The sequence below is a fragment of the Pseudomonas germanica genome, assembly GCF_019614655.1.
Lineage (GTDB): Bacteria > Pseudomonadota > Gammaproteobacteria > Pseudomonadales > Pseudomonadaceae > Aquipseudomonas > Aquipseudomonas neuropathica.
In genome coordinates this window covers 6,347,028-6,372,196 of record NZ_CP071586.1, presented here as the reverse complement: position 1 = coordinate 6,372,196, position 25,169 = coordinate 6,347,028, and the positions used below count along the sequence as shown (strand labels likewise).

General features: G+C 59.4%; 20 protein-coding genes. 5 read left to right on the top strand and 15 right to left on the bottom strand.

Annotated elements, in window-relative coordinates; translation table 11 throughout:
• Positions 1-11 precede the first annotated feature (11 nt).
• Entirely contained in the window at positions 12-1,382 is a 1,371-nt protein-coding gene (creD, locus tag J0G10_RS28330; protein ID WP_220557089.1) for a cell envelope integrity protein CreD, read from the top strand.
• Between the two features lie 208 nt (positions 1,383-1,590).
• On the opposite strand, the gene J0G10_RS28325 is transcribed toward creD, so the two are convergent.
• From J0G10_RS28325 to J0G10_RS28285, 9 genes are all read right to left on the bottom strand, one after another.
• Positions 1,591-2,220, bottom strand: a complete 630-nt coding sequence (locus J0G10_RS28325) for a glutathione S-transferase (RefSeq protein ID WP_095126234.1) — start codon at positions 2,218-2,220, stop codon at positions 1,591-1,593.
• Between the two features lie 209 nt (positions 2,221-2,429).
• Positions 2,430-2,609, bottom strand: a complete 180-nt coding sequence (locus J0G10_RS28320; protein ID WP_095050282.1) for a hypothetical protein — start codon at positions 2,607-2,609, stop codon at positions 2,430-2,432.
• Positions 2,606-3,736: a PepSY-associated TM helix domain-containing protein gene (locus J0G10_RS28315; protein ID WP_220557088.1), complete on the bottom strand. Its 1,131-nt coding sequence runs from the start codon at positions 3,734-3,736 to the stop codon at positions 2,606-2,608. The genes J0G10_RS28320 and J0G10_RS28315 overlap by 4 nt, the downstream gene beginning before the upstream one ends.
• Positions 3,737-3,810: 74 nt before the next feature.
• Positions 3,811-6,237, bottom strand: coding sequence for a TonB-dependent siderophore receptor (locus J0G10_RS28310; protein ID WP_220557087.1), 2,427 nt, complete (start codon positions 6,235-6,237; stop codon positions 3,811-3,813).
• 231 nt (positions 6,238-6,468) lie between these two features.
• Positions 6,469-7,443, bottom strand: coding sequence for a FecR domain-containing protein (locus tag J0G10_RS28305; protein WP_220557086.1), 975 nt, complete (start codon positions 7,441-7,443; stop codon positions 6,469-6,471).
• Positions 7,440-7,916 carry an RNA polymerase sigma factor gene (locus J0G10_RS28300; protein WP_189661312.1) on the bottom strand — a complete coding sequence of 159 codons (477 nt, stop codon included), beginning with the start codon at positions 7,914-7,916 and terminating at the stop codon, positions 7,440-7,442. The genes J0G10_RS28305 and J0G10_RS28300 overlap by 4 nt, the downstream gene beginning before the upstream one ends.
• 363 nt (positions 7,917-8,279) lie before the next feature.
• Complete coding sequence (locus J0G10_RS28295) at positions 8,280-9,422, bottom strand: IS481 family transposase (protein ID WP_220556126.1); 1,143 nt, start codon at positions 9,420-9,422, stop codon at positions 8,280-8,282.
• 137 nt (positions 9,423-9,559) lie between these two features.
• Complete coding sequence (locus J0G10_RS28290) at positions 9,560-10,267, bottom strand: 3'-5' exonuclease (RefSeq protein WP_220557085.1); 708 nt, start codon at positions 10,265-10,267, stop codon at positions 9,560-9,562.
• Entirely contained in the window at positions 10,264-12,198 is a 1,935-nt protein-coding gene (locus J0G10_RS28285) for a putative nucleotidyltransferase substrate binding domain-containing protein (protein ID WP_305883329.1), read from the bottom strand. Before J0G10_RS28285 ends, J0G10_RS28290 begins: the two co-directional genes overlap by 4 nt.
• A 259-nt stretch (positions 12,199-12,457) precedes the next feature.
• Here J0G10_RS28285 and J0G10_RS28280 point away from each other — a divergent pair, with 259 nt between their 5' ends.
• Positions 12,458-12,904 (top strand): response regulator, encoded by a 447-nt coding sequence (locus tag J0G10_RS28280; RefSeq protein ID WP_095050287.1) that lies wholly within the window; start codon positions 12,458-12,460, stop codon positions 12,902-12,904.
• 115 nt (positions 12,905-13,019) lie between these two features.
• Positions 13,020-14,162, top strand: coding sequence for an IS481 family transposase (locus J0G10_RS28275; protein WP_220556126.1), 1,143 nt, complete (start codon positions 13,020-13,022; stop codon positions 14,160-14,162).
• 498 nt (positions 14,163-14,660) lie between these two features.
• Here J0G10_RS28275 and J0G10_RS28270 read toward each other — a convergent pair whose 3' ends face one another.
• Positions 14,661-16,838 (bottom strand): malate synthase G, encoded by a 2,178-nt coding sequence (locus tag J0G10_RS28270; RefSeq protein ID WP_220557084.1) that lies wholly within the window; start codon positions 16,836-16,838, stop codon positions 14,661-14,663.
• Between the two features lie 453 nt (positions 16,839-17,291).
• Here J0G10_RS28270 and J0G10_RS28265 point away from each other — a divergent pair, with 453 nt between their 5' ends.
• The gene (locus tag J0G10_RS28265) at positions 17,292-17,810 is read left to right on the top strand and encodes a glycine cleavage system transcriptional repressor (RefSeq protein WP_093429935.1); all 519 of its coding nucleotides are present in this window, start codon (positions 17,292-17,294) and stop codon (positions 17,808-17,810) included.
• 223 nt (positions 17,811-18,033) lie between these two features.
• Here the strand turns inward: J0G10_RS28265 and rarD are convergent, their stop codons facing one another.
• From rarD to J0G10_RS28240, 5 genes are all read right to left on the bottom strand, one after another.
• Positions 18,034-18,921: an EamA family transporter RarD gene (gene rarD, locus J0G10_RS28260; RefSeq protein WP_093429936.1), complete on the bottom strand. Its 888-nt coding sequence runs from the start codon at positions 18,919-18,921 to the stop codon at positions 18,034-18,036.
• 206 nt (positions 18,922-19,127) lie between these two features.
• Positions 19,128-20,102, bottom strand: a complete 975-nt coding sequence (locus J0G10_RS28255; protein WP_093429937.1) for a serine/threonine protein kinase — start codon at positions 20,100-20,102, stop codon at positions 19,128-19,130.
• 170 nt (positions 20,103-20,272) lie between these two features.
• The gene (locus tag J0G10_RS28250) at positions 20,273-22,174 is read right to left on the bottom strand and encodes a PhoX family protein (protein WP_093429938.1); all 1,902 of its coding nucleotides are present in this window, start codon (positions 22,172-22,174) and stop codon (positions 20,273-20,275) included.
• A gap of 70 nt (positions 22,175-22,244) precedes the next feature.
• The gene (locus tag J0G10_RS28245) at positions 22,245-23,009 is read right to left on the bottom strand and encodes a TOBE domain-containing protein (protein ID WP_220557083.1); all 765 of its coding nucleotides are present in this window, start codon (positions 23,007-23,009) and stop codon (positions 22,245-22,247) included.
• 182 nt (positions 23,010-23,191) lie between these two features.
• Entirely contained in the window at positions 23,192-23,926 is a 735-nt protein-coding gene (locus J0G10_RS28240) for a ComF family protein (RefSeq protein ID WP_220557082.1), read from the bottom strand.
• A 91-nt stretch (positions 23,927-24,017) separates the two neighbouring features.
• Here J0G10_RS28240 and bioB point away from each other — a divergent pair, with 91 nt between their 5' ends.
• Positions 24,018-25,073, top strand: a complete 1,056-nt coding sequence (bioB, locus tag J0G10_RS28235; RefSeq protein ID WP_007910031.1) for a biotin synthase BioB — start codon at positions 24,018-24,020, stop codon at positions 25,071-25,073.
• The last annotated feature ends 96 nt before the right edge of the window (positions 25,074-25,169 follow it).

The following is a 25,169-nucleotide window of genomic DNA, read 5'->3' as shown; positions in this document are numbered from 1 at the left end:
GGGAGAGTCCCATGAACAAGAATCTGACTATAAAGCTCGGCGCCATCGCCCTGCTGATCCTGCTGTTATTGATCCCGCTGCTGATGATCGACGGCGTCATCGACGAGCGCCAACAGCTGCGCGATGGCGTGCTCGAAGACATTGCCCGCAGCTCCAGCTACAGCCAGCAACTGAGCGGCCCGGTGATGGTGGTGCCGTATCGCAAAGTGATTCACAACTGGAAAACCAACGATAAAACCAACCAGCGTTACGACGAACCGGGCGAAGAACGCGGGCGTTTGTACTTCCTGCCGGAACGATTTGAACTGGACGGCCAGGTGCAAACCGAACTGCGTGCGCGGGGCATTTATGAGGCGCGGCTGTTCCACGCCGATAACCGCATCAACGGCCATTTCTCATTGCCGGCGCAATTGGGCATCAAGGAAGACTTCAGCGACTACCAGTTCGATGCACCGTTTCTCGCGGTCGGTATCAGCGATATTCGCGGTATCGAAAATGCGCTGAAACTGGAGCTCGATGGCCAGCGCCTCGATTTCGTTCCGGGTACGCAAGTCGGTTGGCTCGGTGAAGGTGTGCGGGTCACGCTGCCGTTGCTCGACACCAGTAAAACCACGGAACTGAGCTTCGGCTTCGACCTGCGTCTGCAAGGCACTGGTTCATTGCAGGTGCTGCCGGTGGGCAAGAGCAGTAGCGTCAGCCTCATTGCCAACTGGCCGCATCCAAGCTTTGTCGGCAACTTCCTGCCGGGCAAACGTGAAATCAATGATCAAGGTTTCAGCGCCGATTGGCAGACCACGTTTTTCTCCACCAACCTGCAAGACGCCATGAGCCGTTGCGTGAGCAGCAATGATTGCGAGGCGTTCAACGGTCGTAGCTTCGGTGTGAGCTTTATCGATCCGGTGGATCAATATCTGAAGAGTGACCGGGCGATCAAGTATGCGCTGCTGTTCATTGTCCTGACGTTCGCCGGTTTCTTCCTCTTCGAAGTACTCAAGAGTCTGGCCGTGCACCCGGTGCAATACGCGCTGGTTGGTGTGGCGCTGGCATTCTTTTATCTGTTGTTGCTGTCGCTGTCGGAGCACATTGGTTTTGCCCTGGCATATTTGCTGTCGGCCGGTGCCTGTGTGGTGTTGATCGGATTTTATGTCTGCCATGTGCTGCGCAGTGTGCGTCACGGCTTGAGTTTTTCGGCGGGGCTGGCGGCGTTGTATGGCCTGCTTTATGGCTTGCTGAGCGCTGAGGATTACGCGTTGTTGATGGGCTCGTTGTTGCTGTTTGGTTTGCTCGGTGTGTTCATGGTGCTGACGCGCAAACTGGATTGGTACGGGATCGGTCAGAAACCGGCGAAGCCGTTGGAGTTTGATGTCGGGGCGATGCAATGAGCCGGTCGCTGGGATTGCGTGAGGATCAGTGCTGGAGGGAGGGATTGGTGACGCGGATGATCGGTTTTTTGCCTGTGGAACCGAGGTGGTGCCATCGCTGGCAAGCCAGCTCCCACAATGAGTTCGGTGATGACACAAATCCCCGATCTACCACAAATCCTGCGGGAGCTGGCTTGCCAGCGATGAGGCCGGAACAGGCCCTGGAAAACTAAGGCTTGGGCATGGTCGCGATCATGGAAGGTCGCTGACTCACTTCAAAAAACCAGTTGGCCAATTGCGGGTTGGCATCCCGCCAGCCCAGATCCGGGAAGCGCAAATCGAGATAACCCAGCGCACAGGCGACGCTGATCGCTGCCACATCAAAGTGGCTGGTCAGCTCGGCAATGGCATCTTTTTCCAACACTGCGAGGGCGCGGCGGATCTTGTCGCGCTGAGCCTCGAGCCATTCATCCCAATGCTTTTCCGGCGCGCGCAGGACCATTTCATAACGCACCATCACCGACGCATCCATGATCCCGTCGGCCATCGAGGCCAGGGTCAGGCGGCGCCAGCGAGCCGCGCCTTCGCGCGGGATCAGCGGGTTGCCGACGTGTTGTTGGTCGAGGTATTCGAGGATCACACGGCTGTCATGGATGACATTGCCGTCGGCCAGGCGCAGGGCAGGGATCTTGCCCAGCGGGTTGTCGAGATTGAGCTCGGCGCTCGGGCTGACCGGGCTGAGCACGCAGTCTTGCAGCGCGACGCGATCCTGCTGGCCGGTTTCGTGCAGCAACACCATCACTTTGCGCACAAACGGGGAGAGCGTGTTGTGGTACAGGGTCATGCTGGGGGCGGACATTGGCAAACCTCGGTGATCGTCGAAGAGCAGGTGGTTAGCCTAGTCAGAACCGCGATGGCTGGCGAGGGAATTTATGGCGCCCATCCGGCCGCCATCGCTGGCAAGCCAGCTCCCACAGGTTTTTGCAGTGAACACACATTTCAGGCCCAGCAGAGATCCTTGTGGGAGCTGGCTTGCCAGCGATGAGGCCATCACCGACAGCACAAAAACTACCTGCGCAGCAACAATCCCCTGATCGCCAGAAAGGCCGGAACACCCAGTCCGACCCAGCTCAATGCATCCCAAATCCCATCCCCCAGCAACGCCGCAAACAACCCCGCCGCACTGAGCAACGCAATCACGATCGGCGTGCTGAAGACTTTCCAGAAACTCGACTGACGCGGCTTCATGCAGAGGCCTCCGCCGTTTCCAGCACAGGCCTGGCCGCTCTGCGCCGCACCACCCACAAATACACGCCACTGCCGAGCACAATGATCGTCAGCACATCCAGAGTGGCCCAGAGGATTTTCATCGGCATGCCGCCATAGTCACCAAAGTGCAGCGGCTGCGACATGCCCATGGCGTCCATGTACCACGGCCGTTCGGCCACGGCGGTGACCTGCAGCGTGGTCGCATCGATCAGCACCGGCGTCAGCAGATGCGAGGTCAGGTGCGTACCGCCCTTCATGAACACCGAGTAATGGTGTTCGCTGGAAAAGCGTGTGCCGGGGAAGGCAATGAAATCCGGTTTCATCTCCGGCGCAACTTCAGCAGCGATATCGAGCAAACGCGTGGCCGGCGCCAGATGGGTCAGCGGTGGCGCACCGCGGTACGGTTCGATCAGCGCAGTCAGTGCGTCATTGCGCCAGGCAGCGATCAGCAGGTCGGCGCAGGCGCTGATCACACCGGTCACGCCGACAACCAGCGCCCAGGTCAGGGTGACAACACCGATCAGGTTATGCAGGTCGAGCCAGCGCAGCCGTGTCGACTTGTCCTGACGCACCGTGCCGAACTTCAAACGGCGCATGAACGGCAGGTACAGCACCGTCCCGGATACGATGGCCACAACAAACAGCAGCCCCATGAACGCCAGCAGTAATTTGCCCGGCAGCCCGGCGAACATGTCGACATGCAGTCGCAGGATGAACAGCATCAAGCCGCCATTGGCCGAAGGCGTTTCCAGCGCTTCCCCGGTTCGCGCATCGAGCATGAACGTGTGCGAGGAATTCGGTTCGGTGCCAGCGGTTTTCGCCATGATCGTCAGCACGGCGTTCGGCTCATCGTCATCGAAACCGAAGTACTGCACGACTTCGTCGGGACGATGTTTTTCTGCGGCCTCGACCAGTTGCGCCAGGTTCAGCCGTGGCGTGTCGGCCGGCATCTCGCGTACTTCGGGTGCATCGCCGAGCAGATGTTCGATCTCGTGATGGAAAATCAGCGGCAGACCGGTCAAGGCCAGCATCAGCAAAAACACGGTACAGACCAGGCTGGTCCAGGTGTGGATGAACGACCAGCGACGAATTGTTTTACTTTTCATTTCATGACCTTCAAAAACACCAAAGCCGTCCACGAAGGACGGCCTGGTCACAGGGCCTGTTTCAGCTCAAGCGCTTACCACTTGTAAGTGGCGCTGGCGACGACACTGCGTGTGTCGCTGTAGTAGCAGTAGAAGCTGTCGCAGGTGGAAATGTATTCCTTGTCGAACAGGTTGGTTGCGTTGACCGCCAGCGACGCGCCTTTGAGGCTGTTGTCCAGACGGCCGAGGTCGTAATGCACACTTGCGTCGAACACGGTGTAGGCGTCCGCTTTGCCCAGCCAGGTATTGGCCTTGTCGCCGTAGGTGTTGCCGGTGTAACGCACGCCACCGCCAATGCCAAAGCCGTCGAGCACGCCGGCGTGCCAGGTGTAATCGGTCCACAGCGACGCTTGCTGGTTCGGCATCAGTTGCAGGCGATTGCCCTTGTCGACGCCATTCTGCACTTCCGATTTGGCCAGGGTGTAGGCAGCGATGACTTTCAGGTTGTCGGTGACGTCGGAAACCGCTTCCAGCTCGAGGCCTTTGACTTTCACTTCGCCGGTCTGACTGGTGATCGAGACGTTGTTGACGAAGGTGTTGACCGAGACGTTCTTTTGGGTGAGGTCGTACACGGCGGCGGTCAGCAGGGTTTTACTGCCCGGTGGCTGGTACTTGATGCCCAGTTCCCACTGCTTGCCTTCGGTCGGTTTGAGCGAACCCGTCGAGGTAGCGTCGGCACCCGTGGTCGGCTGGAAGGATTCGGCGTACGACAGGTACGGCACGAAACCGTTGTCGAAGACATAACTGAGCGCTGCGTTGCCGCTGAAGGCCTTGTCACGCTGGGTGTTGGTGGCATCGCCCTTGTTGATGAACTTTGTGCTGGTGTGCACCCAGTCTTCACGGCCGCCGAGGGTCAGGCGCCACTGGTCGAGGGCCATCTGGTCCTGAATGTACAGGCCGGTCTGGTAGGTTTTCTGGTCGTAATCGTAAAACGCCGTGGAGCGCGCTGGACGTACGATTGGCTGGCCGTAGATCGGGGTGATCACGTTGGTGGTCAAACCGTCGCCGAAGATCGAGGTGTAGTTGGTGTTGCTGCGCTGATGATCCAGGCCCAGCAGTAGGGTGTGGCGGATGTCGCCGGTGGCGAAGTCAGCCTGGAAGTTGTTGTCCACGGCGAACTGGCTGATGTCTTCTTCGACGCTGGTGCTGGTGCGCCCGACGTTGCCTTGATCATCCACTTCGGTGAACGGGTAGGAACCCGGCGTCAGCGACTGGAACGACAGGTCCGACTTGGTGTAGCGCAGGTTCTGCTTGAACTGCCAGACATCGTTCAGACGATGTTCGAAGGCGTAGCCCAGCGCGTAGTAGGTGCGATCGTAATATTCCCAGTCCGGATCACCCAGATTCTTGTGGTGGGAAATATCACCGAACGGTGACTTGATCTTGGTGCCCTGAATCGGCAGGAACTGACTGGTGATGCCGGTATCGTCGCGGGTGAACTGGCTCAGCAGGGTGAGCTTGGTGTCGTCGTCGATGTTCCAGGTCAGGCTCGGCGCGATGTTGTAGCGCTTGTTGTCGACGTGATCGACTTGCGTGCCGCTGTCGCGCACCACACCGCTGAGACCATAGAGGAACTGGCCGGCGTCATCGATCTTGCCGGTGCTGGCGAAGTTGATCTGACGGTGATTGTCGCTGCCGTACTGCAGCTGGATTTCGTTGCTGGCTTCGGCGCTTGGGCGACGGCTGACCATGTCCAGCAAACCGCCCGGTGGGGTCTGACCGTACACCGACGACGCCGGGCCACGCAGCAGGGCGAGGCGGTCGAGGTTCCAGGTTTCCTGTTTCGGGTTGGCGTACACGCCTTTTGGCAGCGGCAGGCCGTCGAGGAACTGGGTCGGTTCGAAACCGCGCACACGCAACCAGTCGGCACGGGTGTCGCTGCCGTAGCTGCTGGCGGTGATACCCGGCATGTAGCGCACGGCGTCATCGAGGCTGTGCACGCTGCGGTCGTCCATTTGCTGGCGAGTCGCGACGGAGATCGAACGCGGCGCTTCGACCAGTGCGGTGTCGGTCTTGCTGCCAGCGGCGGTGCGGGTGGCGGTGTAGCCGTCGACCGGTCCCCAGGCGCTTTCGAAGTTTTCCACACCGATGACGGAAGTTTCCGGCAGGGCCAACGTCCCTTCAGGCACCGCCACAAGGGTGTAGGTGCCGGTGCTGCTTTGTTCCAGTTGCAGACCGGTGCCACGCAGGGCCGCGCGCAAGGCACCGGCCGCGTCGTACTGGCCGTTGACCGGTGCCGAGGTTTTGCCTGCCGCCAGCGACGGACTCAGCGACAGCGCAATGCTGCCTTGGCTGGCGATCTGGTTCAGGGTGGTCGACAGAGGCGCCGCCGGCAGGTTGTAGGCGCGCACGCTGGACGCTTGTTCAGCGGCGAGCAACGGACTGCTGATCAGCGGCGCGCTGAGCGCGATGGCGACGGCCAGCAGACCGGGGCGCAACAAGGTGTCTAGCGAACGGGACATACGGCGGCTCCTGAATGGAAATATTTCTCAATTGCCTGTGTGCCGGATGAAATTCGAAAAGTGATAGGGCTGGATGAAAATAATTTCGATTAACTGAAAGTAGAGGCTGTAGGGGCCTCATCGCTGGCAAGCCAGCTCCCACAGGTTTCAGTGCTGTTCACAAAATTGCTGCTCACCGCAGATCCCTGTGGGAGCTGGCTTGCCAGCGATGGCGGCCGCTCAGACACCGCATTACTCAGGCTTTATATCGGCCTTTGCGACAGTGACCCAATATGGCGTATGCCGCTCGATCTGCACCGGCAGGGTCGGCAGCAGGGCGCTCAGGGCTTTATCGGTGTCATGCAGCGGGAAGCTACCGGTAATCCGCAGGTCAGCCACGTCCGGTGCCACGCCCAGATGCCCGCGACGATAACGCCCGAGTTCGTGCACCAGATCGCCCAACCGCGCGTTATCGACCACCAGCATGCCGCGCGTCCAGGCATCGGCGCCGGGGTTGAGCGCGACGATCGAACCCAATCCATCACTGCGCAGCAGCACTTGCTGGCCTTCATGGAGGATTTGCTCTGCAGGGTTGGATTGCGGGTGCGCCGCGACCGCCGACTGCAACACACTCAGGCGCGTGCCTTCTTCTTCACGCTTGACCAGGAACCGCGTACCCAGCGCGCGCATGCTGCCTTCGCGGGTTTCGACGATAAAAGGGCGCGCATCGCCATGCCCGGTTTCGACAAGAATTTCGCCTTCCTGCAACACGATCAACCGGCGCTTCTCATCGAACCGCACATCCACCGCACTGTGGGTGTTCAGATTCAACACAGTGCCGTCCGCCAGACGCACGGTGCGCTGCTCACCGGTCGCGGTGCGTTGATCGGCGAGCCAGTAATCCAGCGGCAGAAAGCGTTCGCTGGCGAAAAGCCCCACACCGACCAGCACCACAACGCTGGCCAGCCCACCGCCCAGTCTGCGCACCCGGCGGCGAATGCCTTCGCGTGACTGCAGCAAGGCACTGCGGGCCGGACCTTTGGCCACGCTGAAGCGCTGATCGAGCATGCCCAGTTGCCGCCACGCGCGGGCGTGTTCTTCATGGGCCGCATGCCATTTGGCGAATTCCTCACGCTCCAGCGGGCTGCTTGAGTCGAGGGTCAGTTGCCAGGCAATCGCCGCGTCCAGCACATGCGCCGGCACCGGTCTGGAACTGGCCGGACTCATGTCGGTTCCCCGTACAGGGCGATGTAGCACTGGCGAATGCCTTGCGCCAGATACTGCCGAACGCGCGGCACCGAGACGCCGAGCTTGTCGGCGATCTCGGCATGGCTGAGGCCGTCGAGGCGGTTATAAAGGAACGCGGCGCGGGCCTTGGTCGACAGTTTGCCGAGCAAGCGGTCGATGGCTTTGAGGTCTTCGAGAATCATTTGCTGTTCTTCCACCGACGGTTGTTCGCCTTCGGGGATCAGCATCAGTTCGGTGAGGTAGGCCTGTTCCAGCGCCGCACGGCGGAAGTAGTCGAACAGCAAGCCTTTGGCGATCGCCACCAGAAAGGCGCGGGGCTCACGGGGTGTCAGCATGTCGTCGCGACCGAGCAGGCGGACGAAGGTGTCCTGGCTCAGGTCTTCGGCGCGCTGCGGGCAGGCCACATTGCGCCGCAGCCACGCCAGCAGCCAACCGCGATGGTCACGATACATCGCACCGACGAGCTCACTGTTAGGGCTTGGGACTGACGACACCGGACATCACCGATTGGGAAATATTAACTAACGCGAATTGTTCGCGATTGTGGCAGAGGTGGGAATGGTTAGCAATTGGCCACTGGTCAGGTAAGCGTTTAAAGGCAGACCCTCACCCTAGCCCTCTCCCAGAGGGAGAGGGGATCGATCGCGGGATATTCTGGAGGTACACCGACCTGAGCGAACTTCAGGGAATCCATAATCGACCCGATTTCTCAGGTCGATGAAGAGCCCGAGACACCTCGGTAGGCTCCCTCTCCCTTTGGGAGTGTATGTACCGGAGACATGGTGGACACATGTTCGGAGACATGGTGGACGGTTTTAGATCTTCTTACCTGCCGTCACGATCTGCAAGTTCAAGTCGATTCGGGCGATACGATGTCTACTCCAGTAGACATCGTGGATGCCGTCCTCCGTCGTTTCCCTGATAGCCACTGACCTCCCGTAAAATGCCTTTCCAACTGTGTATTCACGATTGCCCCAGTAGATCTCGCCCTTCACCTGAACCTTCCTGACCACATCCCCATCATCGTACTCAGGCGCCGCCGGTTGCTCCTGATATTCCCGCGGGCTACTGCTGTAGCGAGTAGCAGGAACCTGCATGCCCAGTGCTTGATGCGGGCGCTTCTGGTTGTAAATCTCACGCCAGATATCAAACGCCCGTTGCGCATCGTCCAGATCGATGAAGAGCTGGCCTTGCAGGACTTCCCTTTTCAGGCTGCGGTGGAAGCGCTCCAGCTTTCCCTGGGTTTGCGGGTGATAAGGTCGGGAGTGGCCGACCTTGATGCCCTGGCTCATCAGCCAGACCTCCAGTGCGGTATAAACACCTGTCTGATCACCCCATGGCGAACCGTTGTCCATCGTCATGCGTAAAGGCAGGCCGAAACGCCGAAAGGTCCTGATTAGATGCTCCTGAACGGTTTGGCGCTGCTCATTAATGCATGCCGCGATGCACAGCGAAAACCGTGAATGATCGTCCAATATCGTCAACGGATGGCAACGCCCCTGAGCCAGGCTGATATGTCCCTTGAAGTCCATCTGCCAAAGATCGTTGGGCGCTTCATGCTCGAACCGGATAAACGGTTTGATCTCAGCGGCCTTTGGATCAACGCGCGAATGACGCTGTAAAACCGCATGCACGGTACTGACCGAAGGCATCACTTTGCCGTCGTCTTCCAGCACACGCTTGAGCTTGCGAGCGCCCCAAGCGGCGTACTCCTGACTCACGGTCAGAATCTGCTGCTCAACATCGTCAGCGCAACGTTTGGGTGATGTCTTTGGTTGTCGAGACTGATCGATCAATCCCTCTGCACCTGAGGTCTCAAACCTGTTGAGCCATTTGTAGGCAGTGCTTGGGCTGATATTGAATCGACGGCAAAGCTGCCGAACATTGGCCCCTTCTTGCCGAGCCAACAGCACGAATTCTGAACGAAGCTGCACGGTGGACACCTCTTCCCAAGACACAGGCCATCTCCTTCGCGATGAGCAATGTGTCTATTAAAATGTGTCCACCATGTCTCCGAACACCTGTCCACCATGTCTCCGGTACATACAGGGAGAGGGCTGGGGTGAGGGGGATGGATCTTGGACTCGACTCAACTTCAGAACGAAGGCGCCTGCTGCCGCCGCTTCCACTGACTCAGCCGCTGCTGCAAATTCAACGGACTATGAATCTGCTGCCCCCGCGCCCGGCTGAACAGGATCAGCGCCAGTTCCGCAGTGGCCAGCGCATCGGCACTGGCGTTATGCCGCTCGAACACCTCAAGCTTGAACCAGTCGATCCACTCATCCAGCCCGGCCTCACGAATATTCGCTTGCGGGCACACTAGCGGTGCAATGTCGGCGACATCAAGAAAGACCTGCTGCAACTTGTGCCCCAGATGCTCCTTCAGCGCACGCCCGAGCATGTGCTGATCAAACGGCGCATGAAACGCCAGTACCGGGCTGTCACCGACAAACTCCATGAACTCCAGCAGCGCCTCGGCCGGTTCACTGCCCGCCGCAATCGCACTCGGCCCCAATCCGTGAATCAACACGCTTGGGCTGAGCTTCAGCTCGCGACATTGCAGCGTGCGTTCGAACTGCTGACTGAAATCGATCGCGCCGTCCTCGATCACCACCGCGCCAATCGACAACACACGGTCCTTGTTCAGATTCAGCCCGGTGGTTTCCAGATCCAGCACTACCCAACGTTGTTCGCGCAGTGTGCATTCGCTCAGCTCGGTAATCGTCGGCAGCTGCGCCAGACGCTGCTGAAAATCCACCGGCACCACCGCACTCGCCGGGCGCAGCCACGAGAACAGGCTCATAGCTGATACCGCAAGGTCAGGCTGCTTTGCAGGCGCTGGGCCTGGCGCAGGGATTCCCGCAGGATGCGCCGGTCGAGGTGATTGAGGCTGTCCGGGTCGACGCGGTTGGAATAGGGCAGGTTCTCCCGCGTCTGCAATTGATGCTGCTGCATGCGCGTCTGCTGTATGAAGTGATAGGCCTCTTCATACGCCGCGCCATCCAGTCGCTCGATGACTTCTTTCTCGACCAACTGACGGAAGCGCTCGAGGGTATTGTTGGCGTCGATACCGTTAGCCAGCGCGAGCAATCGTGCGCCATCCACGAACGGCGTCAGCCCCTGCACCTTCAGGTCCAGCGTGGCTTTCTCGCCATTCTTGCGTGCCAGCACAAACTCACGGAAACGCCCCACCGGTGGACGATTGCGCAGGGCGTTCTCGGCCATCATGCGCTGGAACAAACGGTTGTCGCCGACCTGATCGAGAATGCCCCGGCGCAGTTGTTCACAGCCTTGTTCATCACCCCAGACCACGCGCAGGTCGAAATAAATGCTCGACCCGAGCAGATTCTCCGGCGTCGCCTCACGAATAAAAGCTGCAAAGCGCCGTGCCCATTCTGCCCGCGACAGACACAGCTCGGGGTTGCCGGCCATGATGTTGCCCTTGCACAGGGTGAAGCCGCACAGCGCCAGGCTCTGGTTGATCTGCTGGGCAATTGGCAGCAGCTTGCCGCGAATCTCCGCTGCATGCGCAGCATCGCGGGCGTCAAACAGAATGCCGTTGTCCTGATCGGTGTGCAGCGTTTGCTCGCGGCGGCCTTCGCTGCCGAAGCACAGCCAACTGAACGGCACGCCGGGATCGCCTTTTTCCGCGAGGGTCAGCTCGATCACCCGGCACACAGTGTGATCGTTGAGCAAGGTGATGATGTGGGTGATCTGCGTCGACGACGCGCCATGAGCAAGCATGCGCTCGACCAGTTGGCCGATCTCACCGCGCAGACCGACCAGCTGTTCGACGCGTTGGGCGCTGCGAATCGTCCGGGCTAGATGCACCAGGTCGACCCGTTGTAGCGAAAACAGATCACGTTCTGAGACCACGCCACACAAACGCTGATCCTTGACCAGACAGACATGCGCGATGTGCCGTTCGGTCATGGCAATCGCCGCATCGAACGCACTGTGATCCGGCGAAAGATAAAAGGGCGAAGGCGTCATGTGGCGCTCGATGGCCTCGCTGAAATCACCGACGCCCGCAGCCACGACATGACGCAGATCACGCAGGGTGAAAATGCCCAGCGGCGCCTTGTGTGCATCCACCGCAACGATGCTGCCGACCTGCTGCTCGTGCATCAGCTTCACCGCTTCACGCAATGGCGTGTCGGGGCTGCAGGTGACCGGGTGACGCATCGCCAGTTCGCCCAGTCGGGTGTTCAGCGAGTACTGCGTGCCGAGGGTTTCCACGGCTTTCTGCTGCACTTGCTGATTGACTTGATCGAGCAGACTGCTTACCCCGCGCAAGGCGAAATCGCGAAAGGCGTTGGAGAGGGCGAACAGTTTGATGAACGCCAGTTTGTTCAGTTGCAGGCAGAAAGTGTCTTCGCCCGCAAGGTGCTCGGTGCGCGTCGCGCGTTCGCCGAGCAATGCGGCCAGCGGAAAACATTCGCCGGTGGTGATTTCAAACGTGGTCTCGGTGCCGGGCTTGGTGATGTGCTGACGTTCGCCGACCACCCGACCTTGCTTGACGATATAGAAGTGTTCAACCGGGCCGTCGGCGGGTTTGATGATGCTTTCGCCCTGGCCGTAGAAACGCAGCTGACATTGCTCCACCAGATAAGCCAGGTGGGCGTGTTCCATCTGATTGAAGGGCGGGAAGCGCTGGAGGAATTGCAGGGTGCCCTGAATGTTCTGCAATACCGCGGTTTTCCCTGCCTGGGTGAAGGCGTCCGCTTTACTCATAACCATTACCGCAGTCTTTTTCGAATTGTTGTTGTCGGATCGTTCTGGCCATGGTCGACCCCTGCGGGCGGGGTGCCCATTGGACGTAAGTCTAGGTTTGCCATGCCGTTCGGCACATTTGGGAAGTGCCCTACAAAAACAGTCGGAAATTCGCCCGCCAGCCTCTTGGAAAAAAATCCGACGAAGTGCACATTGAAGCTCTGCTTAGCGATGTCTGACGACTGTGCCAGGTGATTGATTTGAAAACGTAGAGAACGCCATGTCCGACCACGATATTTTGAGCGACGCCGAGCGTGAAGCGCTCAGCGCTGTAATGCTCGAACCCGATTTGCCGCCGCAGCGTGTACTGATCGTCGATGACGACAAGGACGCCCGAGAGCTGTTGTCGGAGATTCTCGCGTTGGATGGCATTCGTTGCATGACCGCAGCCAGTGGCGAGACGGCGCTGAAGATGCTCGAAGAAAAACCTTCGATCGGGCTGGTGATTACCGATCTGCGCATGGGCCATGTCGGTGGCCTTGAGCTGATCCGCCAGGTGCGTGAGTCGGTAAGGGCGGCGATGCCGATCATCATTGTCTCGGGCGATGCCGATGTGAAAGACGCGATCGCGGCGATGCATTTGAGCGTGGTGGATTTTCTGCTCAAGCCGATTGATACGGGCAAGTTGTTGGAGTTGGTGAAACATGAATTGGGGATTGAACCCTAAGAGCCCCTCACCCTAGCCCTCTCCCTGTATGTACCGGAGACATGGTGGACAGGTGTTCGGAGACATGGTGGACACATTTTAATAGACACATTGCTCATCGCGAAGGAGATGGCCTGTGTCTTGGGAAGAGGTGTCCACCGTGCAGCTTCGTTCAGAATTCGTGCTGTTGGCTCGGCAAGAAGGGGCCAATGTTCGGCAGCTTTGCCGTCGATTCAATATCAGCCCAAGCACTGCCTACAAATGGCTCAACAGGTTTGAGACCTCAGGTGCAGAGGGATTGATCGATCAGTCTCGACAACCAAAGACATCACCCAAACGTTGCGCTGACGATGTTGAGCAGCAGATTCTGACCGTGAGTCAGGAGTACGCCGCTTGGGGCGCTCGCAAGCTCAAGCGTGTGCTGGAAGACGACGGCAAAGTGATGCCTTCGGTCAGTACCGTGCATGCGGTTTTACAGCGTCATTCGCGCGTTGATCCAAAGGCCGCTGAGATCAAACCGTTTATCCGGTTCGAGCATGAAGCGCCCAACGATCTTTGGCAGATGGACTTCAAGGGACATATCAGCCTGGCTCAGGGGCGTTGCCATCCGTTGACGATATTGGACGATCATTCACGGTTTTCGCTGTGCATCGCGGCATGCATTAATGAGCAGCGCCAAACCGTTCAGGAGCATCTAATCAGGACCTTTCGGCGTTTCGGCCTGCCTTTACGCATGACGATGGACAACGGTTCGCCATGGGGTGATCAGACAGGTGTTTATACCGCACTGGAGGTCTGGCTGATGAGCCAGGGCATCAAGGTCGGCCACTCCCGACCTTATCACCCGCAAACCCAGGGAAAGCTGGAGCGCTTCCACCGCAGCCTGAAAAGGGAAGTCCTGCAAGGCCAGCTCTTCATCGATCTGGACGATGCGCAACGGGCGTTTGATATCTGGCGTGAGATTTACAACCAGAAGCGCCCGCATCAAGCACTGGGCATGCAGGTTCCTGCTACTCGCTACAGCAGTAGCCCGCGGGAATATCAGGAGCAACCGGCGGCGCCTGAGTACGATGATGGGGATGTGGTCAGGAAGGTTCAGGTGAAGGGCGAGATCTACTGGGGCAATCGTGAATACACAGTTGGAAAGGCATTTTACGGGAGGTCAGTGGCTATCAGGGAAACGACGGAGGACGGCATCCACGATGTCTACTGGAGTAGACATCGTATCGCCCGAATCGACTTGAACTTGCAGATCGTGACGGCAGGTAAGAAGATCTAAAACCGTCCACCATGTCTCCGAACATGTGTCCACCATGTCTCCGGTACATACACTCCCGGAGGGAGAGGGGACTGACCGCGGTGAATGTTTGAGGTACACCGACCTGAGATTCCCGAGTCGAACTCCGGTTTTGAAAGCACAAAGATCGGCTCCCTTTCCCTTCTACCCTTGGCAACTCCTGAGCCGAGCTCAGATTTTGAAAAGCACAGAGATCGGCTCCCTTTCCCCTCTAACCTTGGCAATTCCTGAGCCGAGCTCAGATTTTGAAAAGCACAGAGATCGGCTCCCTTTCCCCTCTACCCTTGGCAATTCCTGAGTCGAGCTCAGATTTTGAAAAGCATACAGATCTGCTCCCTTTCCCCCTCTACCCCCTGGGGGAGAGGGCTGGGGTGAGGGGGGATGGATTTCAAGCCCACCACAAAAATCCAATCCACAGCACAAACAAAAAAGCCCTGATCTTTCGATCAGGGCTTTTTCATGTCCGGCATTCAGCGCAAGTTACAGGCCGTTGGCCTTCTTGAACTCGCGACGACGACGGTGCAGCACCGGCTCGGTGTAGCCGTTCGGCTGTTTGGTGCCTTCGATCACCAGTTCGACCGCCGCCTGGAAGGCGATGTTGCTGTCGAAGTTGGGTGCCAGCGGACGGTACAGCGGGTCGTTGGCGTTCTGACGATCCACCACCGGCGCCATGCGCTTGAGGCTTTCCATCACTTGCGCTTCGGTGACTACACCGTGGCGCAGCCAGTTGGCGATGTGCTGGCTGGAGATACGCAGCGTGGCACGGTCTTCCATCAGGCCGACGTCATTGATGTCCGGCACTTTCGAGCAACCCACGCCCTGGTCGATCCAGCGCACCACATAGCCAAGAATGCCCTGGGAATTGTTGTCCAGTTCGTTCTTGATCTGCTCAGGCGTCCAGTTCGGGTTGACCGCCAGCGGAATGGTCAGGATATCGTCTACCGAAGCGCGAGCACGTTTGGCCAGTTCGGCCTGACGGGCGAACACGTCGACCTTGTGGTAGTGCAGCGCGTGCAGCGCAGCAGCAGTCGGCGACGGCACCCAAGCGGTGTTAGCACCGGCCAACGGGTGCGCGATTTTCTGTTCGAGCATCGCCGCCATCAGGTCCGGCATCGCCCACATGCCTTTACCGATTTGCGCGCGACCTTGCAGGCCGGTGCTCAGACCGATATCGACGTTCCAGTTTTCGTAAGCGCCGATCCACTTCTCAGCCTTCATGTCGGCCTTGCGTACCACCGGGCCGGCTTCCATGGAGGTGTGGATTTCGTCGCCAGTGCGGTCGAGGAAACCGGTGTTAATGAACACCACGCGCTCGCTGGCCGCTTTGATGCAGGCCTTGAGATTGACCGTGGTGCGGCGCTCCTCGTCCATGATCCCGACTTTCAGGGTGTTGCGCGTAAGGCCCAACACGTCTTCGATGCGGCCGAACAGCTCGTTGGTGAACGCTGCTTCTTCCGGGCCGTGCATCTTCGGTTTAACGATGTAGACCGAGCCGGTGCGGGTGTTACGACGCGAGGTATTGCCGTTGAGGTTGTGCATCGCCGCCAGGCAAGTCACCAGACCGTCGAGGATGCCTTCCGGAACTTCGTTGCCGTCTTTGTCGAGGATCGCGTCGATGGTCATCAAGTGGCCAACGTTGCGCACGAACAGCAGCGAACGACCGTGCAACGTCACTTCACCGCCATTTGGCGCGGTATAGGTGCGATCCGGGTTCATGGTGCGGGTGAAGGTCTGACCACCCTTGGCGACTTCTTCCGAAAGATCGCCCTTCATCAGGCCGAGCCAGTTACGGTAGATCACCACTTTGTCGTCGGCATCGACGGCGGCCACGGAGTCTTCGCAGTCCATGATGGTGGTCAGCGCCGCTTCCATCAGGATGTCTTTGACGCCGGCCGGGTCGGTCTGGCCAACCGGGGTAGTGGCGTCGACCTGGATTTCGAAATGCAGACCGTTGTGTTTCAGCAGGATCGCGATTGGCGCGTTGGCGTCGCCCTGGAAACCAATCAGTTGTGCATCGTCGCGCAGACCACTGTTGCTGCCGCCCTTGAGGGTGACCAGCAGTTTGCCGTCGGCGATTTTGTAGCCGGTCGAATCGACGTGGGAGCCAGCAGCCAATGGCGCGGCTTCGTCGAGGAAGGCACGGGCGAAGGCGATGACTTTGTCGCCACGCACCTTGTTGTAGCCTTTGCCTTTTTCCGCGCCACCTTCTTCGCTGATTGCGTCGGTGCCGTAGAGGGCGTCATACAGCGAACCCCAGCGGGCATTCGAGGCATTGAGAGCGAAGCGGGCGTTCATCACCGGCACAACGAGTTGCGGGCCGGCGGTGAGGGCGATTTCATCATCGACGTTTTGCGTCGTTGCCTGGAAATCAGCCGCTTCTGGCAACAGATAACCGATTTCTTGCAGGAAGGCTTTGTAGGCCACGGCGTCGTGCGCCTGACCGTTGCGTTCCTGATGCCAGGCGTCAATACGAGCCTGGAAGTCATCGCGTTTGGCGAGTAGGGCTTTGTTCTTCGGCGCCAGGTCATGAATGACCTTGTCGGCACCTTCCCAGAATTTTTCGGCGGTGAGGCCGGTACCGGGAATGGCTTCGTTGTTCACGAAGTCGAACAGGACTTTGGCGACCTGCAGGCCACCGACTTGAACGTGTTCAGTCATTGCTTGCCTCACTCTGCTCAGCTATTTCGCTTTTCAGCTCTTCAATTTGACAATGAAGCCTCTGGCCATTTAAACCACAAACCTGCCGACCAGTACATGCCATTGCTGGCGGCTGGGCTGGGACCAATCAACGGCTTGGGGCCTTGCTGACGGGGCTTTCAGGGTTGCGAACAGGCTTTGGGCAGACATCGATTCAGCGTTATGTAGTGCGCGCTGCGGCATACTACATGATGAGTTGCGCTTGTGAAAATCAGACTAATTACGTCGTTCTGCGACCTCATGTCGCATTGCGGTCACATCGCGGAACGGGATGTTCTCAAAAAACAGATAGATTGTTCCAGCTAAATATAAAAAGTTGTACACGATTTGTTGTTTCGGGCGTCTGAGGCGGCGGACCGTCCCTTGCCTATACTTGCCCTTCTACAACAAAAGTCATGACAAGAGGGCTGCGCCATGGACCATCTCGTACTCACCGTATTCGCCCCGGACAAGCCCGGGCAGGTCGAGCGCATCGCCCAATGCATTGCCGAACACGGCGGTAACTGGCTGGAAAGCCGCATGTCGCGGATGGCCGGGCAGTTCGCCGGGATTCTTCGGGTGGGGGTGCCGGCAGAGGCTTACGACGAATTAGTCGATGCCTTACAAGCATTGTCGACGCATGGCATTCGCGTATTGATTGCCGAGAGTGGCATCGAGCAATCCTGCACCTGGAAGCCGATCGCCATGGAGTTGGTGGGCAATGACCGGCCCGGTATCGTCCGCGACATCACTCGGCTGTTGAGCGAGCAGGGCGTCAACCTTGAGCGGCTGGTGACTGAAGTGCGTCCGGCACCGATGAGCAGCGAACCGCTGTTCCACGCCGAAGCGATTCTCGCGGTACCGCTAACCCTGTCGCTGGATGTATTGCAGTCGCGGCTGGAAACCCTGGCTGATGATCTGATGGTCGAACTGGTGTTACGCACAGACAGTTAAGCGCTGACCGGGTTATCCAGTTTTAACGTGCACCTGCCTGTGGATAACCTGTAGAGACCGGGCGCAGCGCCAAGCCGGCCGGGGCTTGCGCGGAACTGATCAAAAAACCGCCAACATTCAGTGACTTGCACACAAACGGCGGGGATCACGATGTGGATAACCTTGGGAAGGAACGATGCAGGCCACGAGAACCGTGGCCTGTGAGGGTTTGTACGTTTTTTGATCAGCTGCGCCGGCGTAAACTGATCACGGCATCGACGCTGTAAACGGCCAGGCCGGCCCAAATGAAGATAAACGCCACCAGTGTGCTGGACGATAGATGCTCACCGAACAGCAGCACGGCTTGCAGCAGCACCAAAGTCGGCGCCAGGTATTGCAAGAAGCCGATGGTGGTGTAGGGCAAGTGACGCGTGGCAGCGTTGAAGCACACCAGCGGGACCAATGTCACCGGGCCGGCCGCTACCAGCCACCAGGCTTGCGAGGTGGTCCAGAACTCCGGTTGGGCGCTGGTCGCGGTCTGATTGAACAGCAGCCAGGCAATCGCGATCGGTACCAGCATCCAGGTTTCCACCACCAGTCCCGGCAACGCCTTGACCGGCGCCTGTTTGCGGATCAGACCGTAGAAGCCGAACGTCAACGCCAGCACCAGCGACACCCACGGCAGACTGCCGACCTGCCACACCTGTTGCGCCACACCGACCGCCGCCAGGCCGACCGCGAGCCACTGCATCCGCCGCAAGCGCTCGCCGAGAATCAACATGCCCAACAGCACGTTTACCAACGGGTTGATGTAGTAACCGAGGCTCGCTTCCAGCATGCGCCCGTTATTCACCGACCACACGTAGGTCAGCCAGTTGGCCGCGATCAACGTGCCGCTCAAGGCCAGAATTGCCAAACGTTTAGGGTTGTCGAGCAGTTCGCGCAACCAGCCCGGGTGTTTCCACACCATCAGCAACAACGCACCAAACAGCGCCGACCACAGCACTCGATGGATGATGATTTCAACGGCCGGCACTTCGGCGATGGCTTTGAAGTAGATCGGGAACAGGCCCCAGATGATGTAGGCGCTCAGGCCCAGAATGTACCCGCGACGCGGGTTGGCGGCTTGCATGCAGAATCCTTGCTTAGGCAGCTAACAAAGGAGGGATTGTAAGGAGATTTGTCTACGAATGCCGTAGCGCAATGGTCGGGAAATTGTGAACACCGGACAATTGTGGGAGCGAGCCTGCTCGCGATCGCGGTCTGACATTTAACATTTACGTCGACTGACAAAGCTCTATCGCGAGCAGGCTCACTCCTACAAGGGGGAGGTGGTGATCAGAAGAGTTTCAGTGGCTCTTCATTCAGCGCGGATAGCTGCTCACGCAGCGCCAGCACCTGATCACCCCAATAACGCTCGGTGCCAAACCACGGAAAACTGTGCGGGAAGGCCGGGTCATCCCAGCGCCGCGCGAGCCAGGCGCTGTAGTGCATCAGGCGCAAGGCGCGCAGCGGCTCGATCAGCGCCAGTTCTCGCGGATCGAAGTCGTGGAACTCGTTGTAGCCGTCCATCAGTTCCGACAACTGCCCTAGGCATTCCTGACGATCACCGGCGAGCATCATCCAGATGTCCTGCACCGCCGGGCCCATGCGGCAGTCGTCGAGGTCGACGATGTGGAACATCTCGTCGCGGCACATCATGTTGCCGGGGTGGCAGTCGCCGTGCATGCGGATGTTCTGGTGCGGCGTGTTGGCGTAGGCATCTTCCACGCGTTTGAGCAGGTCGCGGGCGACAGACTCGTAGGCCGGCAGCAGGCTTTTCGGAATGAAGTTGCCTTCGAGCAAGGTGTTCAGCGAGGCATGGCCGAAGTTCTGCACGGCGAGGGCTTCACGGTGTTCGAACGGCTTGGTCGCGCCGACCGCGTGGATGCGCCCGAGCAACTGGCCGAGGCGATACAGCTGATCAAGGTTGCCCGGCTCCGGCGCACGACCGCCGCGACGCGGGAACAGGGTGAAGCGGAAACCGGCATGCTCGTGCAGGGTTTCGCCGTTGTGGATCAGCGGCGCTACCACCGGGATGTCGACGTTGGCCAGTTCGAAGGTGAATTGATGTTCTTCGAGGATGGCTTCGTTGGTCCAGCGTTGCGGGCGGTAGAACTTGGCGATCAGCGGTTCGGAGTCTTCGATGCCGACCTGATAGACGCGGTTTTCGTAGCTGTTGAGCGCGAGAATGCGCGCATCGCTCAGGAAACCGATGCTTTCAACGGCATCGAGCACGAGGTCGGGGGTGAGGGTTTCAAACGGGTGGGCCATGCTGACTCCTGCGCGCAGCAGGCTGCCGCGTCCGGCCCAGCATGGTAGCGCAGATGGCAGCGGGGGAGGTGGTTGGTGTCTGTGCTGACGCTATCGCGAGCAGGCTCACTCCTACAGGGGAACGCACGCATTCCAAATGTAGGAGTGAGCCTGCTCGCGATGAGGGCCTGTCAGGCGCCGACGATTCCACCATCCTCGCGAGTGATCGCCATCACCGAAGACCGCGGCTTGCCATTCGGCAGATGCTCGGGGAAGGTCGACCCGCCGTTCTCCCCCGGATGCTGAATCCCGACAAACAGGGTTTTCTGATCCGGCGAGAAACTGATCCCCGTCACCTCACAACCAATCGGCCCGACCATGAACCGGCGAATTTCACCGGTCTTGGGATCGGCGCAAAGCATCTGGTTATTGCCCATCCCGGCAAAGTCGCCGGCGTTGCTCGAATCGCCATCAGTGAGAATCCACAGGCGACCGGCCTTGTCGAAACCCAGGCCATCCGGGCTGTTGAACATGTTCTGCGGGGTGATGTTCTTCGAGCCACCCTTCGGCGTCCCGGCATGCACGCCCGGATTACCGGCGACTACAAACAGGTCCCAGGCAAACGTCTTCGATGCGTGATCGTCACGGTCGGTGCGCCAGCGCAGAATTTGCCCGTAGACGTTTTTCTCGCGCGGGTTCGGCCCGCCCACCGGCTGCCCGTCTTCGCCGCGCTTGGCGTTGTTGGTCAGGGTGCAATAGACCTGGCCATCCTTCGGACTGACGACGATCCATTCCGGGCGGTCCATGCGTGTTGCACCAACCACGCTGGCGGCGAGGCGTGCATGGATCAGCACTTCGGCCTGATCGGCAAAGCCGCTGCTGGCGTCGATGCCGTTTTTGCCGTGGGTCAGCTCGATCCACTGGCCCTGGCCTTTCGGGTGATCGGGGTTGCTGTCGCCGTTGTCGAATTTCGCCACGTACAAGGTGCCGTGATCGAGGATGTCGCGGTTGGCCTTGGCGTTGCGGTGGTTGATGCGGTCGCGGCTGACGAATTTGTAGATGAACTCGCCACGCTCGTCGTCGCCCATGTACACCACGGCGCGACCGTCGTCGGTCTCGGCCAGTGCGGCGTTTTCATGTTTGAAGCGGCCCAGCGCGGTGCGTTTGACCGGGGTCGATTGCGGGTCGAACGGATCGATCTCGACCACCCAGCCGTGACGGTTGAGTTCGTTGGGGTTTTTCGCCATGTCGAAGCGCGGGTCGTACGGGTGCCAGTTGATCTCGCGGCTGGCGACCGAGACGCCGTAACGCTTCTGCGCCGGGTCGAACTGTTGCTGGGCATTGCTGCTGCCGAAACAGTCGGTGAAGTTTTCTTCGCAGGTCAGGTAAGTGCCCCACGGCGTTTTGCCGTTGGCGCAGTTCTGGAAGGTGCCGAGGACTTTCTTGCCGTGTTTGTCGGCTGCCGTTTTCATCAAGTCGTGACCGGCAGCCGGGCCGCTGATGCGCAGCGGTGAGTTGCCGTGAATGCGGCGGTTGTAGCGTGAGCCCTGAACGAACTGCCATTGGCCGTTCTTGCGCTGTACCTCGATCACCGACACGCCCTCGCAGGCCAGTGCTTTACGCACGTCTTCGGCCGATTGCGGCATGCCGCCGTGCGGATAGAGGTAGCGGTAGTTGGTGTATTCGTTGTTGATCGCCATCAACGCGCGATTGCGGTCGTCGGGGAAGGCGAACAGGCTCATGCCGTCGTTGTTGTCGCCGAATTGCACTTCCTGTGCGGCCGCGGTGCCGTTGCCGCTCGGGTCGAAGGCCGGGCCGTTCTTCTGCAGGGGCTGGCCCCAACTGATCAGCACCGAAGACTTGTAGCCTTTGGGCAGGGTGATGACGTCGGTGGTTGCCGCCGGAATACTCTCGAAACCGAGCAGACGGCTGTTGCCGGCGCTGACGCCAGTGGCCAGCGCGCTGCGGCTCAACAGGCTGCCGCCGAGGAACATCGCCGCGCCGCACAGCGCACCGGCGCCGATGAAACCGCGACGGCTGAGGCCGACCATTTTTTCCAGGTCAGTGGATTGGTTTTCTTCTAATAGGCTCACATCAGGCTCCCTGCATGGTTTTGGCAGCCACCTTAATGAGCGTCGATGACGCTTTCGTTGCAGCGCCTGATTACAGCGGCGTGCCGAGCAGCACATTGGACGGCGAAAACTGCACCTGCACCGGTTGTGCGACGCCCAGCCCGCGAGTGCGCAGGTCCAGCGGTTCCGCCAGGGCACAGAGGGTATGGCCGTTGGGCAGGGCAATGCGCACTTCGCTCGGGCCATCCTCGGCGTCGAGAATTGCTTCGATGGTGCCGTTGAGAAGATTGTGACCAAACGTTGCAGGCTGCTCATTGCTGAGCAATTCCAGCCAGCCGGCCTTGATCAGGGCGACCACTTCAGTGCCGGCTTGCAGCTCCAGGTGCACGGTGCTGTCATGGGTGATCTGCGCGTCGAGGCACAGGCCTTCGGCCAGTTCGAGGCGGATCAGGTCATTGCGGCCCTGCGCTTCGATCGCCACGACCTTGCCGTGCAACTGATTGCGTGCGCTGGTTCTGAGCATCAAACGACCGAGCAGATCCAGATCACTGGCGTCTTCCGCTGCCTCCAGCACCTGGGCCTGCAAGGCCTGCAGTTTTTGGTACAGGCGCAAAACGCGCTCGCCTTCGCTGGAGAGTTTCGCACCGCCGCCACCCTTGCCACCGACGGCGCGCTCGACCAATGGTTTTTGCGCCAGGTTGTTCAGCTCATCAATGGCGTCCCACGCCGCTTTGTAACTCAGGCCTGCGCTTTTCGCCGCGCGGGTGATCGAGCCCTGTTCGGCGATGTGTTGCAGCAAGGCGATGCGCTGCGGACGGCGGACGATGTGCTGGGAGAGCAGGGAAGGCATGGACATGGATGGGTGCTTTTTTGTGGCGGTGGACGTGGAAGTTGGCCGCTAGCGACGCGAGAGTCAAGTCGAGCCGAGATCCCTTGTAGGAGTGAGCCTGCTCGCGATTGCGGTGGATCAGTCAGCATAAATGTTGGCAATGATGACGCTATCGCGAGCAGGCTCACTCCTACAGGGATTGTGCTGGCTCAGGTTCCGGGTTTTGGCGTGCGGGCCAGGCAATAGACATCGACCCGTGCAGCGCCTGCGTTCATCAGTAACCGGGCGATTGCCTGGGCAGTGGCACCCGTAGTCAGCACATCATCGATCAACGCCAGATGCCGGCCTTTCACATCGGAGTCGGGTATCAGGCTGAAAGCATTGCGCAGATTACCTTTACGCGCCTTGGCATCGAGATTTTGCTGAGCGTCGGTATCCTTGATTCGCCGCAGAACCCGTTCTTCGCACGGCAGATCCAGTGACTGACTCAACCACCGCGCCAGCATCGCAGCCTGGTTGAACCCGCGTTGACGCAGGCGTTTGTTCGCCAGCGGCACCGGCAACAACACATCAGGCCTCGGCAACCCCTCATCGAAGCGATGTTGCAGGTATTGCCCGAGAACGTCGGCGAGCAGGTGACCAAACGGCCATTTTGCGTTGTGTTTAAAACGCGTAATCAAACTGTCGACCGGGAAGCCATAGCGCCACGGCACCACCACCTGTTCGAATGCCGGCGGCTCTAGCAGGCACTCGCCACAGGTCAGGCCGGCGGCGAAGAGTGGCAGAGCGCAGGTCTGGCAGTGGTCGCCGAGCCACGGCAAATCAGTTTCGCAGGCCACACAGATTGGCATTTCTGCTTCTGCCGGCTCATCGCAAAGCAAGCAGCTCTGTACATTATTTAAACAGATGTAAACCTGTCCTTCGTATCGTGGTTGACAGCGCATGACTCTTCCTTAAATATGCCGAACATCCGTGTCGCGCCTGTGGGTATTCCGTTCCCGCAGCCGCCAGCCAAGCATAACCAAGGAACTACCCATGAGCGCGAGCACCACTGCCACCCTGCGTCACGACTGGTCTCTGGCCGAAGTCAAAGCACTCTTCGTACAGCCATTCAACGACTTGCTGTTCCAGGCGCAAACGGTGCACCGCGCACATTTCAACGCCAACCGCGTTCAGGTGTCGACCCTGCTGTCGATCAAGACCGGCGCCTGCCCGGAAGACTGCAAGTACTGCCCGCAGTCCGGTCACTACAACACCGGCCTTGAAAAAGAAAAGTTGATGGAAGTGCAGAAAGTCCTCGAAGAGGCAGCACGCGCCAAGGCCATCGGTTCGACACGTTTCTGCATGGGCGCGGCGTGGAAACATCCGTCGGCCAAAGACATGCCGTACGTGCTGAAAATGGTCGAAGGCGTGAAGGCCATGGGCCTGGAAACCTGCATGACCCTCGGCCGTCTCGATCAGGATCAGACCGAGGCACTGGCCAAGGCCGGGCTCGATTACTACAACCACAACCTCGACACGTCGCCCGAGTTCTACGGCAGCATCATCACCACCCGTACTTACAGCGAACGTCTGCAAACGCTGGCCTATGTGCGTGAATCGGGGATGAAGATCTGCTCCGGCGGCATTCTCGGCATGGGCGAGTCGCTGGATGACCGCGCCAATCTGCTGATCCAGTTGGCCAACCTGCCGGAGCATCCGGAATCGGTGCCGATCAACATGTTGGTGAAAGTTGCCGGCACCCCGCTGGAAAACGCCGAAGACGTCGATCCGTTCGACTTCATCCGCATGCTCGCCGTGGCCCGCATCCTCATGCCGCAATCCCACGTGCGCCTGTCCGCCGGCCGCGAAGCGATGAACGAGCAGATGCAGGCCCTGGCCTTCTTCGCCGGCGCCAACTCGATTTTCTACGGCGACAAACTGCTGACCACCGCCAACCCGCAGGCGGACAAGGACATGCAGTTGTTCGCGCGTCTGGGCATTCAGCCGGAAGCTCGTGAAGAACATTCCGATGAGGTTCACCAGGCCGCAATCGAACAGGCGCTGGTGGAGCAGAAGAGCAGCGAGCAGTTCTACAACGCCGCGGTTTAAAGCTGCGCGGATTCCTCTGAAGGAATGCAAAACCCCTTGTGGGACGAGCCTGCTCGCGAAAGCGGTGCCTCAGTCGACATTGATGTTGGATGTGAA

Bases quoted from the DNA above. Each gene is read 5' to 3' on its own strand.
- creD (WP_220557089.1), top strand. From the start codon at position 12: ATGAACAAGAATCTGACTATAAAGCTCGGCGCCATCGCCCTGCTGATC.
- J0G10_RS28325 (WP_095126234.1), bottom strand. From the start codon at position 2,220: ATGTCCGCCCCCAGCATGACCCTGTACCACAACACGCTCTCCCCGTTT.
- J0G10_RS28320 (WP_095050282.1), bottom strand. From the start codon at position 2,609: ATGAAGCCGCGTCAGTCGAGTTTCTGGAAAGTCTTCAGCACGCCGATC.
- J0G10_RS28315 (WP_220557088.1), bottom strand. From the start codon at position 3,736: ATGAAAAGTAAAACAATTCGTCGCTGGTCGTTCATCCACACCTGGACC.
- J0G10_RS28310 (WP_220557087.1), bottom strand. From the start codon at position 6,237: ATGTCCCGTTCGCTAGACACCTTGTTGCGCCCCGGTCTGCTGGCCGTC.
- J0G10_RS28305 (WP_220557086.1), bottom strand. From the start codon at position 7,443: ATGAGTCCGGCCAGTTCCAGACCGGTGCCGGCGCATGTGCTGGACGCG.
- J0G10_RS28300 (WP_189661312.1), bottom strand. From the start codon at position 7,916: ATGTATCGTGACCATCGCGGTTGGCTGCTGGCGTGGCTGCGGCGCAAT.
- J0G10_RS28290 (WP_220557085.1), bottom strand. From the start codon at position 10,267: ATGAGCCTGTTCTCGTGGCTGCGCCCGGCGAGTGCGGTGGTGCCGGTG.
- J0G10_RS28285 (WP_305883329.1), bottom strand. From the start codon at position 12,198: ATGAGTAAAGCGGACGCCTTCACCCAGGCAGGGAAAACCGCGGTATTG.
- J0G10_RS28280 (WP_095050287.1), top strand. From the start codon at position 12,458: ATGTCCGACCACGATATTTTGAGCGACGCCGAGCGTGAAGCGCTCAGC.
- J0G10_RS28270 (WP_220557084.1), bottom strand. From the start codon at position 16,838: ATGACTGAACACGTTCAAGTCGGTGGCCTGCAGGTCGCCAAAGTCCTG.
- J0G10_RS28265 (WP_093429935.1), top strand. From the start codon at position 17,292: ATGGACCATCTCGTACTCACCGTATTCGCCCCGGACAAGCCCGGGCAG.
- rarD (WP_093429936.1), bottom strand. From the start codon at position 18,921: ATGCAAGCCGCCAACCCGCGTCGCGGGTACATTCTGGGCCTGAGCGCC.
- J0G10_RS28255 (WP_093429937.1), bottom strand. From the start codon at position 20,102: ATGGCCCACCCGTTTGAAACCCTCACCCCCGACCTCGTGCTCGATGCC.
- J0G10_RS28245 (WP_220557083.1), bottom strand. From the start codon at position 23,009: ATGTCCATGCCTTCCCTGCTCTCCCAGCACATCGTCCGCCGTCCGCAG.
- J0G10_RS28240 (WP_220557082.1), bottom strand. From the start codon at position 23,926: ATGCGCTGTCAACCACGATACGAAGGACAGGTTTACATCTGTTTAAAT.
- bioB (WP_007910031.1), top strand. From the start codon at position 24,018: ATGAGCGCGAGCACCACTGCCACCCTGCGTCACGACTGGTCTCTGGCC.